General features: G+C 35.9%; 13 protein-coding genes and 1 pseudogene. 5 read left to right on the top strand and 9 right to left on the bottom strand.

Annotation, left to right across the window (positions count from 1 at the left end):
- Position 1: 1 nt before the first annotated feature.
- The 7 genes and pseudogenes from rppB to H6G06_RS09100 form a co-directional block, all read right to left on the bottom strand.
- Positions 2-1,288 (bottom strand): two-component system sensor histidine kinase RppB, encoded by a 1,287-nt coding sequence (rppB, locus tag H6G06_RS09130; protein WP_190559270.1) that lies wholly within the window; start codon positions 1,286-1,288, stop codon positions 2-4.
- Positions 1,289-1,499: 211 nt separating this feature from the next.
- Positions 1,500-2,351 (bottom strand): annotated as a pseudogene (locus tag H6G06_RS09125) (WD40 repeat domain-containing protein); the annotation flags it as partial.
- A gap of 296 nt (positions 2,352-2,647) precedes the next feature.
- The gene (rppA, locus tag H6G06_RS09120; protein ID WP_190559267.1) at positions 2,648-3,328 is read right to left on the bottom strand and encodes a two-component system response regulator RppA; all 681 of its coding nucleotides are present in this window, start codon (positions 3,326-3,328) and stop codon (positions 2,648-2,650) included.
- 223 nt (positions 3,329-3,551) lie between these two features.
- Complete coding sequence (locus H6G06_RS09115) at positions 3,552-4,475, bottom strand: hypothetical protein (protein ID WP_190559265.1); 924 nt, start codon at positions 4,473-4,475, stop codon at positions 3,552-3,554.
- Positions 4,476-4,499: 24 nt separating this feature from the next.
- Complete coding sequence (locus H6G06_RS09110; RefSeq protein ID WP_190559263.1) at positions 4,500-4,961, bottom strand: hypothetical protein; 462 nt, start codon at positions 4,959-4,961, stop codon at positions 4,500-4,502.
- Positions 4,948-8,076: an efflux RND transporter permease subunit gene (locus H6G06_RS09105; protein ID WP_190559261.1), complete on the bottom strand. Its 3,129-nt coding sequence runs from the start codon at positions 8,074-8,076 to the stop codon at positions 4,948-4,950. The genes H6G06_RS09110 and H6G06_RS09105 overlap by 14 nt, the downstream gene beginning before the upstream one ends.
- A 3-nt stretch (positions 8,077-8,079) precedes the next feature.
- Complete coding sequence (locus tag H6G06_RS09100; RefSeq protein WP_190559259.1) at positions 8,080-9,666, bottom strand: efflux RND transporter periplasmic adaptor subunit; 1,587 nt, start codon at positions 9,664-9,666, stop codon at positions 8,080-8,082.
- Positions 9,667-9,877: 211 nt separating this feature from the next.
- On the opposite strand from H6G06_RS09100, the gene H6G06_RS09095 reads away from it, so the two are divergent.
- The 5 genes from H6G06_RS09095 (at position 9,878) to H6G06_RS09075 (ending at position 14,626) form a co-directional block, all read left to right on the top strand.
- Complete coding sequence (locus H6G06_RS09095) at positions 9,878-10,054, top strand: hypothetical protein (protein ID WP_190559257.1); 177 nt, start codon at positions 9,878-9,880, stop codon at positions 10,052-10,054.
- Positions 10,055-11,518: 1,464 nt separating this feature from the next.
- Positions 11,519-12,562, top strand: coding sequence for an agmatinase SpeB (gene speB, locus H6G06_RS09090; RefSeq protein WP_190559255.1), 1,044 nt, complete (start codon positions 11,519-11,521; stop codon positions 12,560-12,562).
- A 48-nt stretch (positions 12,563-12,610) separates the two neighbouring features.
- A complete protein-coding gene (locus H6G06_RS09085) occupies positions 12,611-12,979 on the top strand; it encodes a hypothetical protein (protein WP_190559253.1) in 369 nt (122 codons plus the stop codon).
- A gap of 38 nt (positions 12,980-13,017) precedes the next feature.
- Positions 13,018-13,620 carry a hypothetical protein gene (locus H6G06_RS09080; protein ID WP_190559251.1) on the top strand — a complete coding sequence of 201 codons (603 nt, stop codon included), beginning with the start codon at positions 13,018-13,020 and terminating at the stop codon, positions 13,618-13,620.
- 322 nt (positions 13,621-13,942) lie between these two features.
- Positions 13,943-14,626, top strand: coding sequence for a winged helix-turn-helix domain-containing protein (locus H6G06_RS09075; protein WP_190559249.1), 684 nt, complete (start codon positions 13,943-13,945; stop codon positions 14,624-14,626).
- Positions 14,627-14,700: 74 nt separating this feature from the next.
- On the opposite strand, the gene H6G06_RS09070 is transcribed toward H6G06_RS09075, so the two are convergent.
- On the bottom strand, positions 14,701-15,105 hold the full coding sequence (locus H6G06_RS09070; RefSeq protein WP_242039645.1) for a helix-turn-helix domain-containing protein: 405 nt from the start codon (positions 15,103-15,105) through the stop codon (positions 14,701-14,703).
- Entirely contained in the window at positions 15,089-15,484 is a 396-nt protein-coding gene (locus H6G06_RS09065; protein WP_190559245.1) for a type II toxin-antitoxin system HigB family toxin, read from the bottom strand. Before H6G06_RS09065 ends, H6G06_RS09070 begins: the two co-directional genes overlap by 17 nt.
- Between the last annotated feature and the right edge of the window lie 104 nt (positions 15,485-15,588).

Genomic DNA, 15,588 nt, shown 5'->3' with positions numbered 1-15,588 from the left:
ATCAGTAAGGTAATCTCAGTGTAAATATACTACCTTTGTTTAAGCTGCTGTTAACTTCTAGTGTTCCTTGATGTGCGATCGCTATTGCATTGGCTATAGGTAATCCTAAACCAGAACCGCCTGTATGACGAGAGCGATCGCTATTTACTCGCCAAAAACGTGTAAAAATTTGGGTTTGGTGTTCCGGTGCTATTCCCAAACCTGTATCTTCTACTTGAATTATTGCATGATGCTTATTACTATCTAAAATTATCTTTACTTCCCCTCCAGCTAAAGTATATTGAATTGCATTGACAACTAAATTAGATAAAAGCCGATAAAGTTGTTCTTCGTCACCCAAGACCTTGATTTTTTCTTGTCTAATTTCAGTTTTTAATTGTACTTCTGCGGCTATTGCTAAAGCGGCAAATTCTTCAGCAATATCGCTGACTAAATCATCTAAATAACATTCTTGATATTTTAAAGGTAATGCTTGTTGATCCATCCGTGAAAGTAACAGTAAATCTTTCACTAATTGGGATAATCGCTGATTCTGTCTCTCTACACGAGTTAAAATATCCCTAGCTTGAACATCCGATAATTGATTGCTTCTCAAGGCAGATTCTACAGTTGCTTGAATTGCAGCTAAAGGTGTTCTTAATTCGTGCGCTGCATCAGCGGTAAATTGCTGCATTTGTTCATAAGAAGTATACACCGGCTGCATGGCTCTTGCTGCTAACCACAAACTAGCACCACCAACTAATAACATAGAAAATGGTAATCCCAAAAATAAAATTAATCTGGTAGCAGCTAAATAATCATCATAATCTTTCAGACTACGTTCTACGATTAAATTTCCCCAATCACGATTATCTTTGGTATGCAAAGACAAAGTAATTTTCTGATAACGTTGATTTGTTAATATTGGGAAACCAGCTATAGCAACAGATTTTCCAGAAACATCCTGTAAATTAATATAATAATCACCCTGATGCAGTGCGCCTAAAACATGGCGCTGTTTTGATGATGTGGTGATTTTTTGTAAACAATCAGTTTCTGCAAGACATAATTCTGGTAAAAGTCGTTTAGTCGCTGTTTCTATTTTTCCTGGTTGTTTTAAAGTTGGTTCCATGCTGTCATGAAGTGTACCCGCAACCGATTTTAATTCTTCATTTAATGCTACCCAATGAGCATGAGCTATAGCCTCATATAAACCAAATCCACATAAGCTCAGAATCACCCCCATTATACCAGTGTACCAAAGAGCTAAACGCCATCTTGTTAATTTAAAAAGTTGATTTTGATTCATAAAATAAGTCTTTGTAGGTGGGATTAAGCAAAGCACAACTCAACACTTAATATTTTTTATAGTAGTATCGGTTGAATATTCATCCAGCCATAGGCAATTTCATTAAAAACTCTCCCACCTATTTCAATTTTCTGAGAGTATGCAAAGGCAGCAATTGGTTAATAATACTGTCGTCTAAATATTATGAAAACTTCTGTAATTATCTTATTGATTAGAGTGCAATCCGCCAAATTCTAACAGTTTTATCAAAACTACCACTAACAAGGGTTTTACCATCGGCACTAATAGCAATTGAACGAACCGAACCAGAATGTCCCTTGAGAGTGCGGATTTCTTTTCCTGTTGTTATATCCCATTGTTTGATACTTAAAGAAGCACCAAAAACGCTTTTCCCATCGGGACTGATGGCAACGGAATTAACCGGATTGAAATGCCATTTGAGAGTATGGATTTCTTCTCCTGTTGTTACGTTCCATAGTTTGATATTTCTGTCCCAAGTAGCAGCACTACCACTACTACCAGCAAGTATCTTACCATCGGCACTAATAGCTACGGAACGCACACGGTCAAAATACCCCTTGAGGGTACGGACTTCTTTTCCTGTGGTTAGATTCCAGAGTTTGATAGTTTCGTCAAAACTACCACTAGCAAGGGTCTTGCCATCTGGACTAATAGTCACGGAACTCACACTACTCGAATGTCCCTTGAGGGTGCGAATTTCTTCTCCTGTTTCTACATTCCACAGTTTGATGGTTTTGTCATCACTAGCACTAGCAAGAGTCTTGCCATCTGGACTAAAACCCACAGACGAAACCGAATCAGAATGTCCCTTGATGGTACGAATTTCCGATCCTGTTTCTAAATTCCAGAGTTTAATAGTTTTGTCACCATTAGCACTAGCAAGAGTCTTGCTATCTGGACTAAAAGCCAAAGAATTTACGGTATCAAAATGTCCCTTGAGGGTGTAAATTTTCTTTCCCGTAGCTACATTCCAGAGTGTGATAGTTTCATCATCTTTCCTACCAATAATAAACCCTACACCACGAGCAACAGTCTTACCATCAGCACTAATAGCAACCGAATTAACGTAACCGAAATCTCCTCTGAGAGTTTTTTCCGATAGATAGGCATTAATTACAGATATTGGATTAGCCAAGACTCCATAGCGAGTATAACTATAGATTTCAATACCAATTAATGCCAATAATAAGACACCAGTACCTATCAATAAGGGTTTTTTGAATTTACCTGTTTCCTTTGGATCAGTTTGGTACATTGGGTAGTCTTCTTGTATAAGATATTTACATCTGTATTATGTACTGAATTTTTCCCTTTGTAACCTCTGGGTCTAAATTAATTTCAACCACCTAAATTTAAACGATATCCAAGACCATAAACAGTTTCAATTAAAGGAATACAACCTTTTTCTTCTAACTTGCGTCTCAACAACCGCATTTGCGCCGCTACTACATTACTTATAGGTTCTTCTCCTAATTCCCAAAGTTGATTAATGATTTGGTCACGGGTAATAATTTGATTGGGATGTTTAAAAAAATATTCTAATAATTGAAATTCTTTATTAGTCAGAGGAATTTCTAGAGTTTGATAATAAAGTGTCCGAGTACCGTAATCTAAAGTAAAGTTTTTTAATTGAATTTTTTTGGTCTGTATTTGCGGTGAGCGTCTTTGTAACGCGCGTAGTCTTGCTAATAGTTCAGCCATTCCAAATGGTTTGACTAAATAATCATCTGCACCAGCATCTAAACCCATGACTTTATCTTCCATGCGGTCTTTTGCTGTGAGCATTAGAACTGGTAAGGGGCTATTCGTTGACCTTAATTTTTTACATAATTCTAAGCCTGATAAACCAGGAAGTAACCAGTCCAATATAGCTAGGGCGTATTGTGTTGATTCGGTTTCTAAGTAGTTCCAAGCTTCGTTACCATCTAATAACCAATCTACTACATAGGCTTCTTGATTTAGGGTTTGTTTGATAGCTGCACCTAAATCTGGTTCATCTTCGACTAGGATGATTTTCATGGGTGAGAATCAAATTTTTTAACGTTTGTGATCGTTTGTGATTAGGTTGGGGAGCCATCACCTTGGAAGGGTTTCCCAGCTTGTGGCGAGTGGCATTTGACGCACGCAAACCCAACATTATTCAAAATTGTTATAGCTTTTGTTGGGTTGCACTGTCGCTTAACCCAACTTACAATTTTTGATGAAACTACCACAAAAAATACTGGAAGAAGTAGAATATTTTCTATTCTACGTTTACCCAAAAATCTGCGGTTCTGATTTTTCCGTTGCGGTTAAATTGCATCCACATTTTATATGTTCCTGACTGGGGGAATTTTGTATGAAATTGGATTTTTTCATCGGTCGTATTTTTGATGGCGTGAGCGTGAATATAATCAGCTGTTGTTAAGGGAGATGAGCTTTTAATTATTACTAAATGACCTCTCTCTCCTAAGTATGGTTGTAGGTCTTTAATGGGTTGATTTTTGCTGTCCTTTAAATCAAAGTTCAAGCTAACGTCTTCACCTGATTTAATTTTTTCTTTAGATGCTTTGAAATTGACTTTTGTATCTGATACAGTTTTAGTTTTTTCATATTTAGATAAATTTTTGGGTAGGGGAACTGAACCAGGAATGGTAATTTTTGTTAATGATAAAGTTTCTTTTTGTCCGGCTGGTTTATAATCACTGAAAAGTGTATATTCTCCTGGTTGGGGAAAGTTCGCGCTCACTTCAAATTTACCATTTTCTTTATAGTCTGGGTGAAGATGATCGAAATGTTCCAAGTCATCACTAACAACTATTAAGTGCATTAACTTTTCTTGGAAAACATCAAATTTATTGATTGGTTTTCCAGCAGTGTCCTGAATATCAATGACTAAATTAATCGGTTGATTAGCTGCTAAGTTTTTAGGTGCAGTTAATGTGGCTTTTGTGCTGATTTTTGAGTTATTTCCATGATTCATATTTTCCATTGAATGGTTATCATGATTCATTTGTTCCATTGAGTGTCCTTTATGATCACTCATGGGTTTTGTTTCCTGTTTTTCTGGTTTAGAACTAGTTTCACTATTAGAAACTTGCGCTTCACCTGATTTAACTGTTGATGAACAACCCGGAGCAACTAATAATGTTGTAACCGCGAAAATTCCTACCAAAATACGTTTCATACTGTTCTTATCCCAGATTAAAATTTACCGTTTAAATGAAAACCTACCGTTGACTTTTTCACCTTTAATATCAGAAAGTACAACTACTTGATATTCACCTGCGGCTGATTCAGGTAAAAGTGCAGCGTAGTGTTTACCTTCTTTATCATAGGTAAGGTTAAGGGTTTTTTGTTCTCCTTTAGGAGTTTTAACTTGTGCTGTCACTTTTGCGTTAGGAACTATTTCATGTTTGTCACCGGAAAGCAGATAAAAATCTATGTGTGTACCTTTCGTTTCAGGTTCGGGTACTAATTCTAAATGATATTTACCAACTTCGACAACTTGACCACCTTTACTGGGTTTACTATGGTCTGTTTTGGCGACAGGTTCGGTTTTTGTTGCTGGTTTTGGGGTGTTAGTAGCTGCTGGTTCACTGTTGTTACAAGCACCTAAAAATATCAGTCCCATACTGGTAAAAACGATTAAACTCAACCTAACTAACTTCATAAAACTCCTCTTTGTTTTTCTTTGTGTACTCTGTATTTCTGTGGTTCGATACTACAAACCTACCGAACTGAGCATATAAAGCCGGAATAACTAACAACGTTAACGCCGTAGAAGTAAACAAACCACCTAACACCACCACAGAAAGGGGTTGTAAAATTTCCTTACCAGCACCACCTTCAAAAACTAATGGTGCTAAACCTAAAGCAGAGGTAAAAGCTGTCATTAAAATAGCATTCAATCTTTCCAGAGAACCTTGAATTAAAACTTCTTTTAAGAGTATACCTTCAGCTAATTTGCTGTTGTAATTATCTACCAGTAGCAAACCATTCCTAGTAGCTACACCAAATAATGTCACAAAACCGACCAATGAAGCAATTGAAATAATTCCTCCTGTCACAGCAACAGCAATTACACCTCCTACTAATGCTAATGGTAGATTAATCATAATCATGATTGTTGAAGGGATGGATTTCACAGAAATATACATAATTACTGTAATAGCTACAAAAGCTATGGCGCTAAAAATTAAAATGTTCTGTGTTGCTTTTTCTTCAGCTTCAAATTGTCCAGCATATGCTATATAATAATCACTGTTAGGAATTTGTACTTTTTGCTGAACTTTGGCTTTAATTTCATTAACTACAGAACGTAAATCTCTACCTTTAGCATTTGCAGCAACAACAATTAAACGGGAAACATTCTCACGGTTGATTGTATTAGGTCCCGTTCCATTTTTAATAATCGCAACTTGGGATAAAGGAATTTTCTCACCGCTGGAAGTATCAATTAAAATGTTACTAATTGCTTCTAAATTTTGTCGCATTTCTGGTTTTATCCAAACGAGTAAATCAAAAGTTTGCTGTTTTTCTAAAACTTGAGAAACGACTTTTCCATTTAGCGCAGTTTCAATATATTCAGAAATTTCACCGATAGTTAAACCATATCTACTTGCGGCTACTCGATCAAATTTAATTTGAATTTGTGCAATTGGTACTTGAGGCTCTAGTTGTAAATCAACAATCCCTTCTACTGTTTTCATGACATCATTAACTTGTTTGGCAATGATGCGGAGTTGTGCTAAATCCGTTCCGAAAATTTTCACGGCTATAGCACTTCTGACTCCAGACAAAACTTCATCCATACGATGAGAAATAAAACCGCCAATATTTGGTGCAACTCCCAGTAATTTATTCAGTTCTTCTCGTAGCTTTTCTAAAGATTTTTCCCTGTGTTTCATTCCTTCTTGACTTAATTCAATATCCAAATGTGCCAAATTCACACCAGCAGCATCAGCATCACCTGGCGCACGTCCAGAACGCAATTGGACATAGGGAAATCTGGGATCATTCTTGAGTGCATCTTGAATAGCAAAACCTGCTCTATTTGTAGCTTCTAAAGATACACCTGGATATAAAGTTAAGGTATTCACCAAAGTTTGTTCTTGGAATTCTGGTAAAAATACTCTTCCTAAACTAGGAACAATAATAATAGCAGCAATTAAACTGGCAACAGCTAGTGAGATAATAATAGAAGAACGACGTAGAGAAAATTTTAGTAATGGGTGATAAAGCTGTTTAAAAAATCTTGCTACCCAAGGTTCTTTTTCTGGTAATCTCCCGTGAGGAAGCAAAATGGCGCATAAAGCGGGAGTCACAGTTAAAGCGGTAACGCTAGAAGCTAATACAGCAACTAAATAACCAATTCCCATGGGAATAAATATACTTCCTTCCACTCCTGTTAAAGCAAAAATGGGAGAAAAGACAACTATAGTAATGATAGTTGCACCAAAGACAGAATCTCTAACTTCTTGACAACCATCAAAAACCACTTCTAAAACTGGACGGGAATGGGTCGAATATTTGTTTTCTCGTAAGCAACGATAAACATTTTCTGCATCAACTATCGCATCATCAACTGCTGAACCAATTGCGACAGCTAAACCGCCTAAAGTCATAGTATTTAAACCTTGTCCCAACCAATTGAGCGCCATGACTCCTAATAATAAAGATAGTGGTAAGGCGGTGAGACAAACAGCGAGATTTCGCCAATTCATTAAAAAAGGAATTAGAATAATAGCAACGATAATACTTCCTTCGATTAATGCTGCGCGGACATTTTCAATAGAGGAATCTATATAATTTTCTTGGCGAAATGTGGCTGTAACTGTAATATCTTCAGATAAACTAGTTTTAATTTCTGCCATTGCTGCTTCAATTGCACGGGTGACAGTTGGTGTATCAGCTAAAGGCTGTTTATTAATCATGACAATAATTGCCTTTTCACCATTAAAACTGCCATCCCCTCGTTTAATAGCTGCACCAATTTGGACATCTGCTACGTCTGATATTCTCACTGGTGTACCATTACGAGCAGTAATCACTGATTGTTGTAAATCTTCTATTGATTCAATTCTGCCAATTCCCCGAATTAATTTTTCTCGATCTGAATCAATTAAATAACCACCAGGAGCATTTATATTTGCGGCTGTAACAGCTTCATTAACTTGTTTTAAAGAAACTCCAAAAGCTGCTAATTTATTGGGGTCAATCAATACTTGATATTGCCTAACATCTCCACCATAAGCAACAACTTGACTAACTCCCGGAACAGCTAATAAACGATTTGTGACTTGCCAATCTACAATCCGCCTGACTTCCATTAACGGCGTATTTTTGGCAGTAAAAGCATATTGTAAAACCGTTCCTACTGGAGAAGTAATAGGTGAAATTTGCGGTGTTTCTACGCCTTCTGGTAACTTACTCTGAGCTTGTTGTAATCTTTCAGTAACTAATTGCCTAGCTTGATAAATATCAGTTTCCCAATTAAAAATTATCTTCACAACAGAAATTCCTGCTGCACTGGAAGAACGTACCGTAGTTACACCAGGAGTCCCATTAATTGCACTTTCAATTGGTAAAGTCACCAAAGATTCTACTTCTTCCGGTGCTAAACCTGGTGCTTCCACTTGAATTTCCACTTGAGGAGGTGCAAAATTTGGAAACACATCCAAAGGCATTTGGATAATAGTTTGAAAAATCCAAACGGTGACGACTATGGCACCCATAATAACCAACCAACGCCGAGCGATCGCCCACTTAATTACAGCACTTAACATTTCTTACCCCACACTCTCAACTTCTCTCTCTGCGTCCTCTGCGTCTCTGCGGTTCGATACAGAACTTCTTCTACCCACCCAAAAACTACCAACCGTCAACACTCCCCCAGCAGGTAAAACCCACCACCACGGTAAGGGTGGGGAAACCCCACCCCTACTGGTTTCCAAACTTTCAGATTTAGATTCCTTCTCTTTATTACCACCCCGCAAAGATTGCGCGTATAATTGCATAGCACCTTGAGTTACTAACAAATCACCCGCAAATAACCCCGAATTCACCTCAACCAAATTCCCCGAACTTTCCCCCAAAACTACTTCTACAGGTTGATAATTTTCCCCATTCTGCACATAAACCACCTGCTTACTATTCACATCTACAACTGCTTGAGAAGGAATTGCTATAACTGCATTTGCGGTTTTATCTGTTAAAACTTCTAATTCTGCAAACATCCCCGGTTTCAAAACACCGCTAGAATTAACTAATTCTGCTTTCACCGGAATCACCCGCTTTTCATCTTCCACCACCGCACCAATTAAATTAATGCGTCCTGAAAAAGTTTGATTTGGTAAGCTAGCAACTGTAACTCTAATCTGTTGACCTTTTTTTATTTTTTTCAAATCTTTTTCATAAATATTTGCTGTAGCATATACCAGATTATCATTAACAATAGTCATTAATGGTTTGCTATCAGCATCAACTGTCACCGTTTCTCCTAATGTCACTGGTGTTTCTGCAACTATGCCAGAAATTGGCGCAATTACTGTTACTAATCCTTGAGAATTAGCCAAAGTTCCCAATTGTTGTAACCGCGCATTATAAGCAGCACTGCTGAGTTGAATTCGAGATTTAGCAACTTCCACCGATGCTTGAGCGCGTTTTAATTGCGCTTCGGCTTCGATAACTTCTCGACGACTGGAAGCTTTGGTAAGTTGGGATTTACCTTCGGCTAAATGTGCTTCTGACTCTAACATTTGACGACGGGGAAGCGCACCATCTTGGACTAAAGTGCGATCGCGATCGTATTGTTCCTGTGCTACCCTCAGTTCAGTCTGTGCTTGATTAATTTCCGCTTTGGCAATTTGTCGCTGACGTTCTAAATTTTGTTGTGCTAACTGGAAATCAGCTTGTGCTTGTTGTAAATTTGCTTGTGCTTCCGCACGTTTTTCTTGGGAATTCACCCGCAACTCTGCTAAATCAGAACTTGATAAAACCGCGACAGTTTCACCTTTTTTTACCACAGCACCAGGTTTAACTAATAACTCCACAACTTTACCCTCAATTGGTGGTGTAACTGGTACTTTTTGATTTGGTAAAGTTTCAATTTTTCCAGTTGTTTTGATACCAATTGATAGAAATTGCGGCTTTACAGGTTTAACTATAATTCCTATGCGTTTAGCTGTTTGAGCATCAACACTAATTCCTTCTGGGGTAGTAATTTCTGTATCAGTTTTAAACTCGTGATTATGTCCAGCGTGTGCTAAAACTTTGGCTGGACTAACTGCGAAAATAATATTTACAAGTATCCCAGATATACAAGCAATACGCCAAAATTGCGGATACGGTATTTTCTGTGTTAAGAAGTCATTCATGAAGCAATTCACTCACAGCAGCATCACCACCCGACTATGTTTGCATACAAAAATGAAATCAGCATGAAATTTAAATTAAAACCGTATCTGTCAAGGGAATGAAATAATTAATACACCATTAGTCAGAAGCGATCGCTCTTTTTGTTTTATAAGGTAAAGATAAGGCTCAATTGCCTTATCAGTAAATTTAGGAACTTAGAAGGTTGTAAAGATGGCTATTCAACAACTCAACTTACAGCAAGTTAACTCACAAATACAGGACTATATTCAAAATTGTTTAGATTGTCACAGTGTTTGCTTGAATACACTAACTACATACTGCGTCAATCAAGGTGGTATGCACACCGACCCCGCTCATAATCTCCATCATCCCCAATCCTTTGCATAATCAACATTATAGATAGATTAACTAGCGAATAATTTTTAACTAAATTCTACTCATTTCTAACTTTCAGCCTATATAAAATTAAGTAATCAATAAGTCTTTTTTAAAACTTTGTGATAATATTATTTTAGAAGCTAATAATAGGCATTTTAAATCTATCCTTTGATAGTAGACTTCTCAAAACTTTCAACAGAGTCAGTCCCTATCAGATATGTAAATATTTGAACACTTCCTATAGGAAGATGACTATAAATAGGAGTAGATTTAAATTAATCTTGGTGTGTCGAATAACTGCTTTCTATGGAGGTTTAGCGGAGCTAAACCTTTTTTTTTATCATTTATAGAATCAGCCATTAATATTAGATTTCCAAAAATCATACTTCCTATAGACTGATTAATTTATCAAATAAACTAGCTAAATTATGAAAATATAATCTACTTCTATTCAAGGCTTGGTGCAACACCAAGCCTTTATTTTTAGTTAGTATTATCTTAATGAAAATCTTACATCATTCTCAATCATGGTAGGGTTGACGATGGCCACACTAGGGTAAAATAGGGTCAATCGATAACAGATGATCTCAAATTTGTACACATCCTCTAGGTAGATGATATGAAATCTAAGTAGGCTTACATTAACTAGATATGGTAAACACTTGGTATATATCTGGGCTTGGTTCATCACCAAGCCTTTTTTGTCTTAGAAAAAATAGCAATTGAGATTCCCTACTTCTTTAAGCAGTCTAAAATCTTAATTTTCAAGTTTTGATTTTACAGGATGTTAATTATTACTCATAGATAAGATGAAAACCTAGTTTAATTATCCTTTAGGTAGTGAAAATATCGATTTACTGAAAGTATTATTCAGTTTATTAATGCCTGAAAAAAGTGTATTCACCCTAGATATTATTCTAGGGTGTTTTTTTTATGCAGATTGATGTTTAGTTGTGAGTGGTGTTAAATAGCAGGTTTTATAAATTTTGTACACACCTAATAGAGAGATGAACTAGAATAAAACAGAGTTTAAATTAACTATATATGGTAAACACCTGGTATATACAAAGGCTTGGCTTGAGTCCAAGCCTTTTTCATACTTTAGATAGATACTTATGGGCTTTTATACTGTTAAATAAGAGCAGATTTAAGATTTGCACCAAGTAATGCTTTATCAGTTTTTGGGGTATTTGGACACATCCTCTAGGAAGATGATCTGTAAGCAGACTAGAACTAAATTAATTTAGTACGTTGTTAAGCACAGCAATTATAGAGGTTTGGTTCACAGCCAAACCTTTTTTTTAATGTGTAACCATCGCCCTCGATTCGATTAGTAGTGTTTCCGGAACAACAAGCACCCCTCTTCCTTAGCAAAGTCGGAGTGCTAATTTTATTTTCAGGGTTTATACTGCTACAATGCAAATGTCACCAAAGCAGTGTTTTGTCTGCTGATCTACATTCAGAAAATGCACGATGAGTAACCAAATCCAAGACTACAATCCTAGCGGTATAGCTGCAATTAATGGTAATCTATTGGGTTTACCTGACGATTATGATTCGGCTAATTTAATTGTCTTTGCTGTACCTTGGGAAGTCACGGTTTCTTACGGTGCAGGAACAGCAAATGCACCACAACGAATTTTAGATGCTTCTTATCAAATAGATTTATTTGATTTTGATAATCCTGATGGTTGGAAACAGGGAATTTATTTAGTAGAAATTCCTCAAGAGATTTTAGATAAAAATAACTATTATCGTCAACAAGCAGCTAAAATAATTGCCAGACAATCGGAAGGTAAAGCAATCACAGAATCACCAGATTTAACACCTATACTCACAGAAATTAATCAAGCTGGTGAACAGGTAAATCAATGGTTGTTTACTCAATGTCAGCAAGCAATGAGTCAGGGTAAAAAAGTTGCTGTTATTGGTGGTGATCACAGTTCACCTTTGGGTTATTTCCAAGCTTTAGCAAATCAATATCCCGACTTTGGTATTTTGCATATTGACGCACACGCAGATTTACGGGACGCTTACGAAGGATTTGAATTTTCCCATGCGTCGATTATGTTCAATGCGCTGAAAATACCGCAAATTTCTAAGTTAGTTCAGGTGGGTTTGCGAGATATTTGTATTGATGAAGTGGAAATAATTAATGGTTCTAATAATCGGGTTGTTGCTTATTATGATTCAGCGATCAAACAACAACAATATGCTGGTAAAACTTGGATTGATTTATGTCAGGAAATAGTAAGTAATTTACCTGAAAATGTGCATATTAGTTTTGATGTTGATGGTTTAGATCCTAAACTCTGTCCAAATACAGGAACTCCGGTTCCGGGAGGGTTGGAATTAGAGCAGGTTTATTGTTTATTTAGGGAAGTTGTGAAGAGTGGGAGAAAGATTATTGGGTTTGATGTAAATGAAGTTGGTGATGCAGAATGGGATGGTAATGTAGGTGCGAGAATAGTTTATAAGTTGGCGAATTTGTTGGATTTATCTCAGAAAAAAAATTGAGTGAATCAATAGAGGATGTAAATTAAATCACTTGCATTAAGAACTAAGATGAAAATTGCACTCATAATTTCTGCTGGTCTGTTTTTGGCAGCCTCAGTTTATCAATCTATTTTTATGTATAAGTTTAATAATAAATATGAGGAAATAATCTATTACTTCCAGAAACATTATCCAGAAATATATAAAAAAATTAGAGTGAAGCCAGATTTTGGTCAATTATATTCAAAAGGTAATAATAAATATAAACCAAGTCTTGAATATGCTAAAAATCACCAACCATTAGAGGATGAAAAAGCTGAAAAATTATTATCTGAATATATGCAAATGTCTAAAAAAGGGACATTAATTAATATAGTCTTGATTATATTGTTGATTCCTTTTGTTATATCAATTTCTTTCTATGTGCGTCCTAAATAAATTTTCTGTCATTTACTAAAGTAACGAATATCAACACTATGACTGAAGAAACAAACAATAAAAATCATGATAAAGATAAAGATAAAAATTCTACAACTGGTCTTTTATGGTTAAAGACTTTATTTGGTTTGAGCGTCTTTGGTATGGGACTATATATCATAGCTACCCCGTCTTTCTTTGCTAGGGTGGATGATATTTGGAGAGGTAAATCGCAAGAGCAAGTTAGAGTTACTCTAAAAAGTCAAATTATCCACTATCGGAAAAATCGTGTTTTTGCAAAAACACTTGCTGACTTACCAGCTTATGTTTCGGGATCACTAAATAATAATTATAAACAAAAATACGAATTCTTAATGGATGTGAATAATCAAGAAGCATTTGTATATTCTCTGGGTAAGGAAAAAAGTTTAAATGAAAAAATTGCAGGGAATAGATTTATTAGATATAGCCATATTGGAGGAATATTTATATTGGATAATAAACCGCATGGGGTAATATGTGTAATTAGGTCTCCGATAAATAAACCAATTACAATTCAGCCTTTTGTGCAGAATAATCAAGTTGTTTGTCCTTCTGGTACGCGTGCAGTGTTTGAGTTTAAAACGGATACAAATAATAAGTTGATTGAGAATTGGTTGTGAAATAATTTGTCTGAATCAGGATTTTCAGAATTTAAGGATTTACAGGAGAGGGTTTTTGGATTAATTGGAACTGTAAGACTCAGAGATACAGCACTTCCCGGTGTAATGAGGTACACTTTATTTTCAGATAGAAGGTAAAAGTCAAAAACCAAGAAGATTAGACTGTACCTCATAACAAAGGAATACGCTGTAATACAGGTTTCCATAGTAAAAAAAAGCTATAATTCTTGTTAGACTTGGGTTATTATTTCTATATGTAGGTAAAATGAAATTTTCACACCAAATAAGTCCAGCTAATCGCCGATATATCCAGAAATGCACTATGCAGGAAACTCAACGTCAGATTTTGCACCTAATTCTTTCTGCTAAAGAAGGAATCAGCGACCAACAGATTGTAGAAAAATTAGGTAAAAAACTCCAGGAAGTTCGTTTCCATTTGGATGAACTCAGTGAAGGTGGTTTTATTAATCTCCTTTCTGGCTCAACTTTCGATGATGATTTTTACTTGGCTGTGTCACTTACTCCAAGAGGACACATGGTTTTTGAAAAACTGATTTCCCTAGATGACAAAATAAATTCTAAATCAAGTAAACCACAATCTTATAGAAGTATGCCTAATAATCAGTACAATATTAAAGCGGAATTAGTTCAGATTACCGAGCAAAATTTTGGTGAAGTCATCGGTAAAAAATATGCCAATGATCCTCAGTTTAAAGAAGCATTGGCTGAAATTATTCAAATACTCAATAACCTAAAATCACAGAATCAAAATGCTACTGAAGCACAAGCTGAAGATATCATCGAAGCAGAATTTAAAGAAATTCAAACTAATCAGCCAAAGAAATGGCAGTTGTTAAGAAGACAGCTATTGAACCGTGAACGCTGGTTCAATGGTGGTAAATCAGCTTTAAGTGAAGTAGCAAAACATTATGTAGATAGCAATGTTTTTTATAAAGCAGGATTAGCTTTCCTCGACGGTTTTAGTGCTGATGAGGAGGATATATAAAAGATATATAAAATTATAATTTAGCGGCTGGGTGCGTTTGCCGCAGCATATTTTTTTAAGCGTAATAAATGCGTTCATTTTACAACAAATAAACTTCCATCAACGTGAAAAAAGTGTCCTAACATCTCAGCTTGTTCCTGTGTCAAACCCACCTCACCACTAATTACTTTAGCGATTAACTCACTCGAACCCAAAACAGGAACTAAATCACCTATTTCTAAATCCCGCGCTTCCAATAAATGCAAAATTCTCGAACGAGGGGTAGAAACATTTAGCTGATAATGTTGATTTTCAAAATCTTCAATTAGTCTTACTAATAATTCCAATAACGCATTTTCTTCTGGTGTCAGATGAGAACGAGAAAGCAAATCCTCCACAACTGCCAAAAGCCGATCATTTTCTTCCTCAGTTTTTATAACTCGCGGTTGAGACTGAGAAAGTAATTTGCTGTAAACTTCTGAATCAAAAGTAAGGGTCATTTTTCCAGTAGTCTTTGTCATATTCTGCATGAGTTAAGACATATTTAATATAGATGACCTGGCTCTCATAATTAATACTAGCAATCAATACTATTGCCAATTTTCTCAAATATGCCTGAAACCCTATTGATATCGTCACGATTTTATTAGGTTTCAGGGTTTTGGCAATAGTATTGGCAATTAAACGGTATTTATTGCCTTTAATATTGAAAACTGTCAAATTACCAACAGCTTCAGCTTTGGGATAAACAGACTGTACCTCTACTAAATTACCCCAATCAGCTTTACTAACAGTAAAATACCAGTCATCAAGAGCTTCACAACAGTCTGCGTGTTCCTGACAATATTCTCTGAGCTTTTTCCGGCTGATAACGTGCATTAAACTGTGATTTTAACTTGTACAGCCAATAATTTTATAGATTCGTTTTAATAATATCATGTTCTCAAAATTAGATGGTATGCGATCGCTATAGTCAACAAGCG

The sequence above is a fragment of the Anabaena sphaerica FACHB-251 genome, assembly GCF_014696825.1.
Taxonomy (GTDB): Bacteria; Cyanobacteriota; Cyanobacteriia; order Cyanobacteriales; family Nostocaceae; genus RDYJ01.
Note: the sequence above shows the minus strand (reverse complement) of the source record. Positions and strands in the feature narration are given on the sequence as shown.

What these genes read in the sequence shown, in the direction of transcription:
- H6G06_RS09080 (WP_190559251.1), top strand. Translation starts at nt 13,018, where the DNA reads ATGACTGAAGAAACAAACAATAAAAATCATGATAAAGATAAAGATAAA.
- H6G06_RS09115 (WP_190559265.1), bottom strand. Translation starts at nt 4,475, where the DNA reads ATGAAACGTATTTTGGTAGGAATTTTCGCGGTTACAACATTATTAGTT.
- H6G06_RS09110 (WP_190559263.1), bottom strand. Translation starts at nt 4,961, where the DNA reads ATGAAGTTAGTTAGGTTGAGTTTAATCGTTTTTACCAGTATGGGACTG.
- speB (WP_190559255.1), top strand. Translation starts at nt 11,519, where the DNA reads ATGAGTAACCAAATCCAAGACTACAATCCTAGCGGTATAGCTGCAATT.
- rppB (WP_190559270.1), bottom strand. Translation starts at nt 1,288, where the DNA reads ATGAATCAAAATCAACTTTTTAAATTAACAAGATGGCGTTTAGCTCTT.
- H6G06_RS09085 (WP_190559253.1), top strand. Translation starts at nt 12,611, where the DNA reads ATGAAAATTGCACTCATAATTTCTGCTGGTCTGTTTTTGGCAGCCTCA.
- H6G06_RS09070 (WP_242039645.1), bottom strand. Translation starts at nt 15,105, where the DNA reads ATGACCCTTACTTTTGATTCAGAAGTTTACAGCAAATTACTTTCTCAG.
- rppA (WP_190559267.1), bottom strand. Translation starts at nt 3,328, where the DNA reads ATGAAAATCATCCTAGTCGAAGATGAACCAGATTTAGGTGCAGCTATC.
- H6G06_RS09100 (WP_190559259.1), bottom strand. Translation starts at nt 9,666, where the DNA reads ATGAATGACTTCTTAACACAGAAAATACCGTATCCGCAATTTTGGCGT.
- H6G06_RS09095 (WP_190559257.1), top strand. Translation starts at nt 9,878, where the DNA reads ATGGCTATTCAACAACTCAACTTACAGCAAGTTAACTCACAAATACAG.
- H6G06_RS09105 (WP_190559261.1), bottom strand. Translation starts at nt 8,076, where the DNA reads ATGTTAAGTGCTGTAATTAAGTGGGCGATCGCTCGGCGTTGGTTGGTT.
- H6G06_RS09065 (WP_190559245.1), bottom strand. Translation starts at nt 15,484, where the DNA reads ATGCACGTTATCAGCCGGAAAAAGCTCAGAGAATATTGTCAGGAACAC.
- H6G06_RS09075 (WP_190559249.1), top strand. Translation starts at nt 13,943, where the DNA reads ATGCAGGAAACTCAACGTCAGATTTTGCACCTAATTCTTTCTGCTAAA.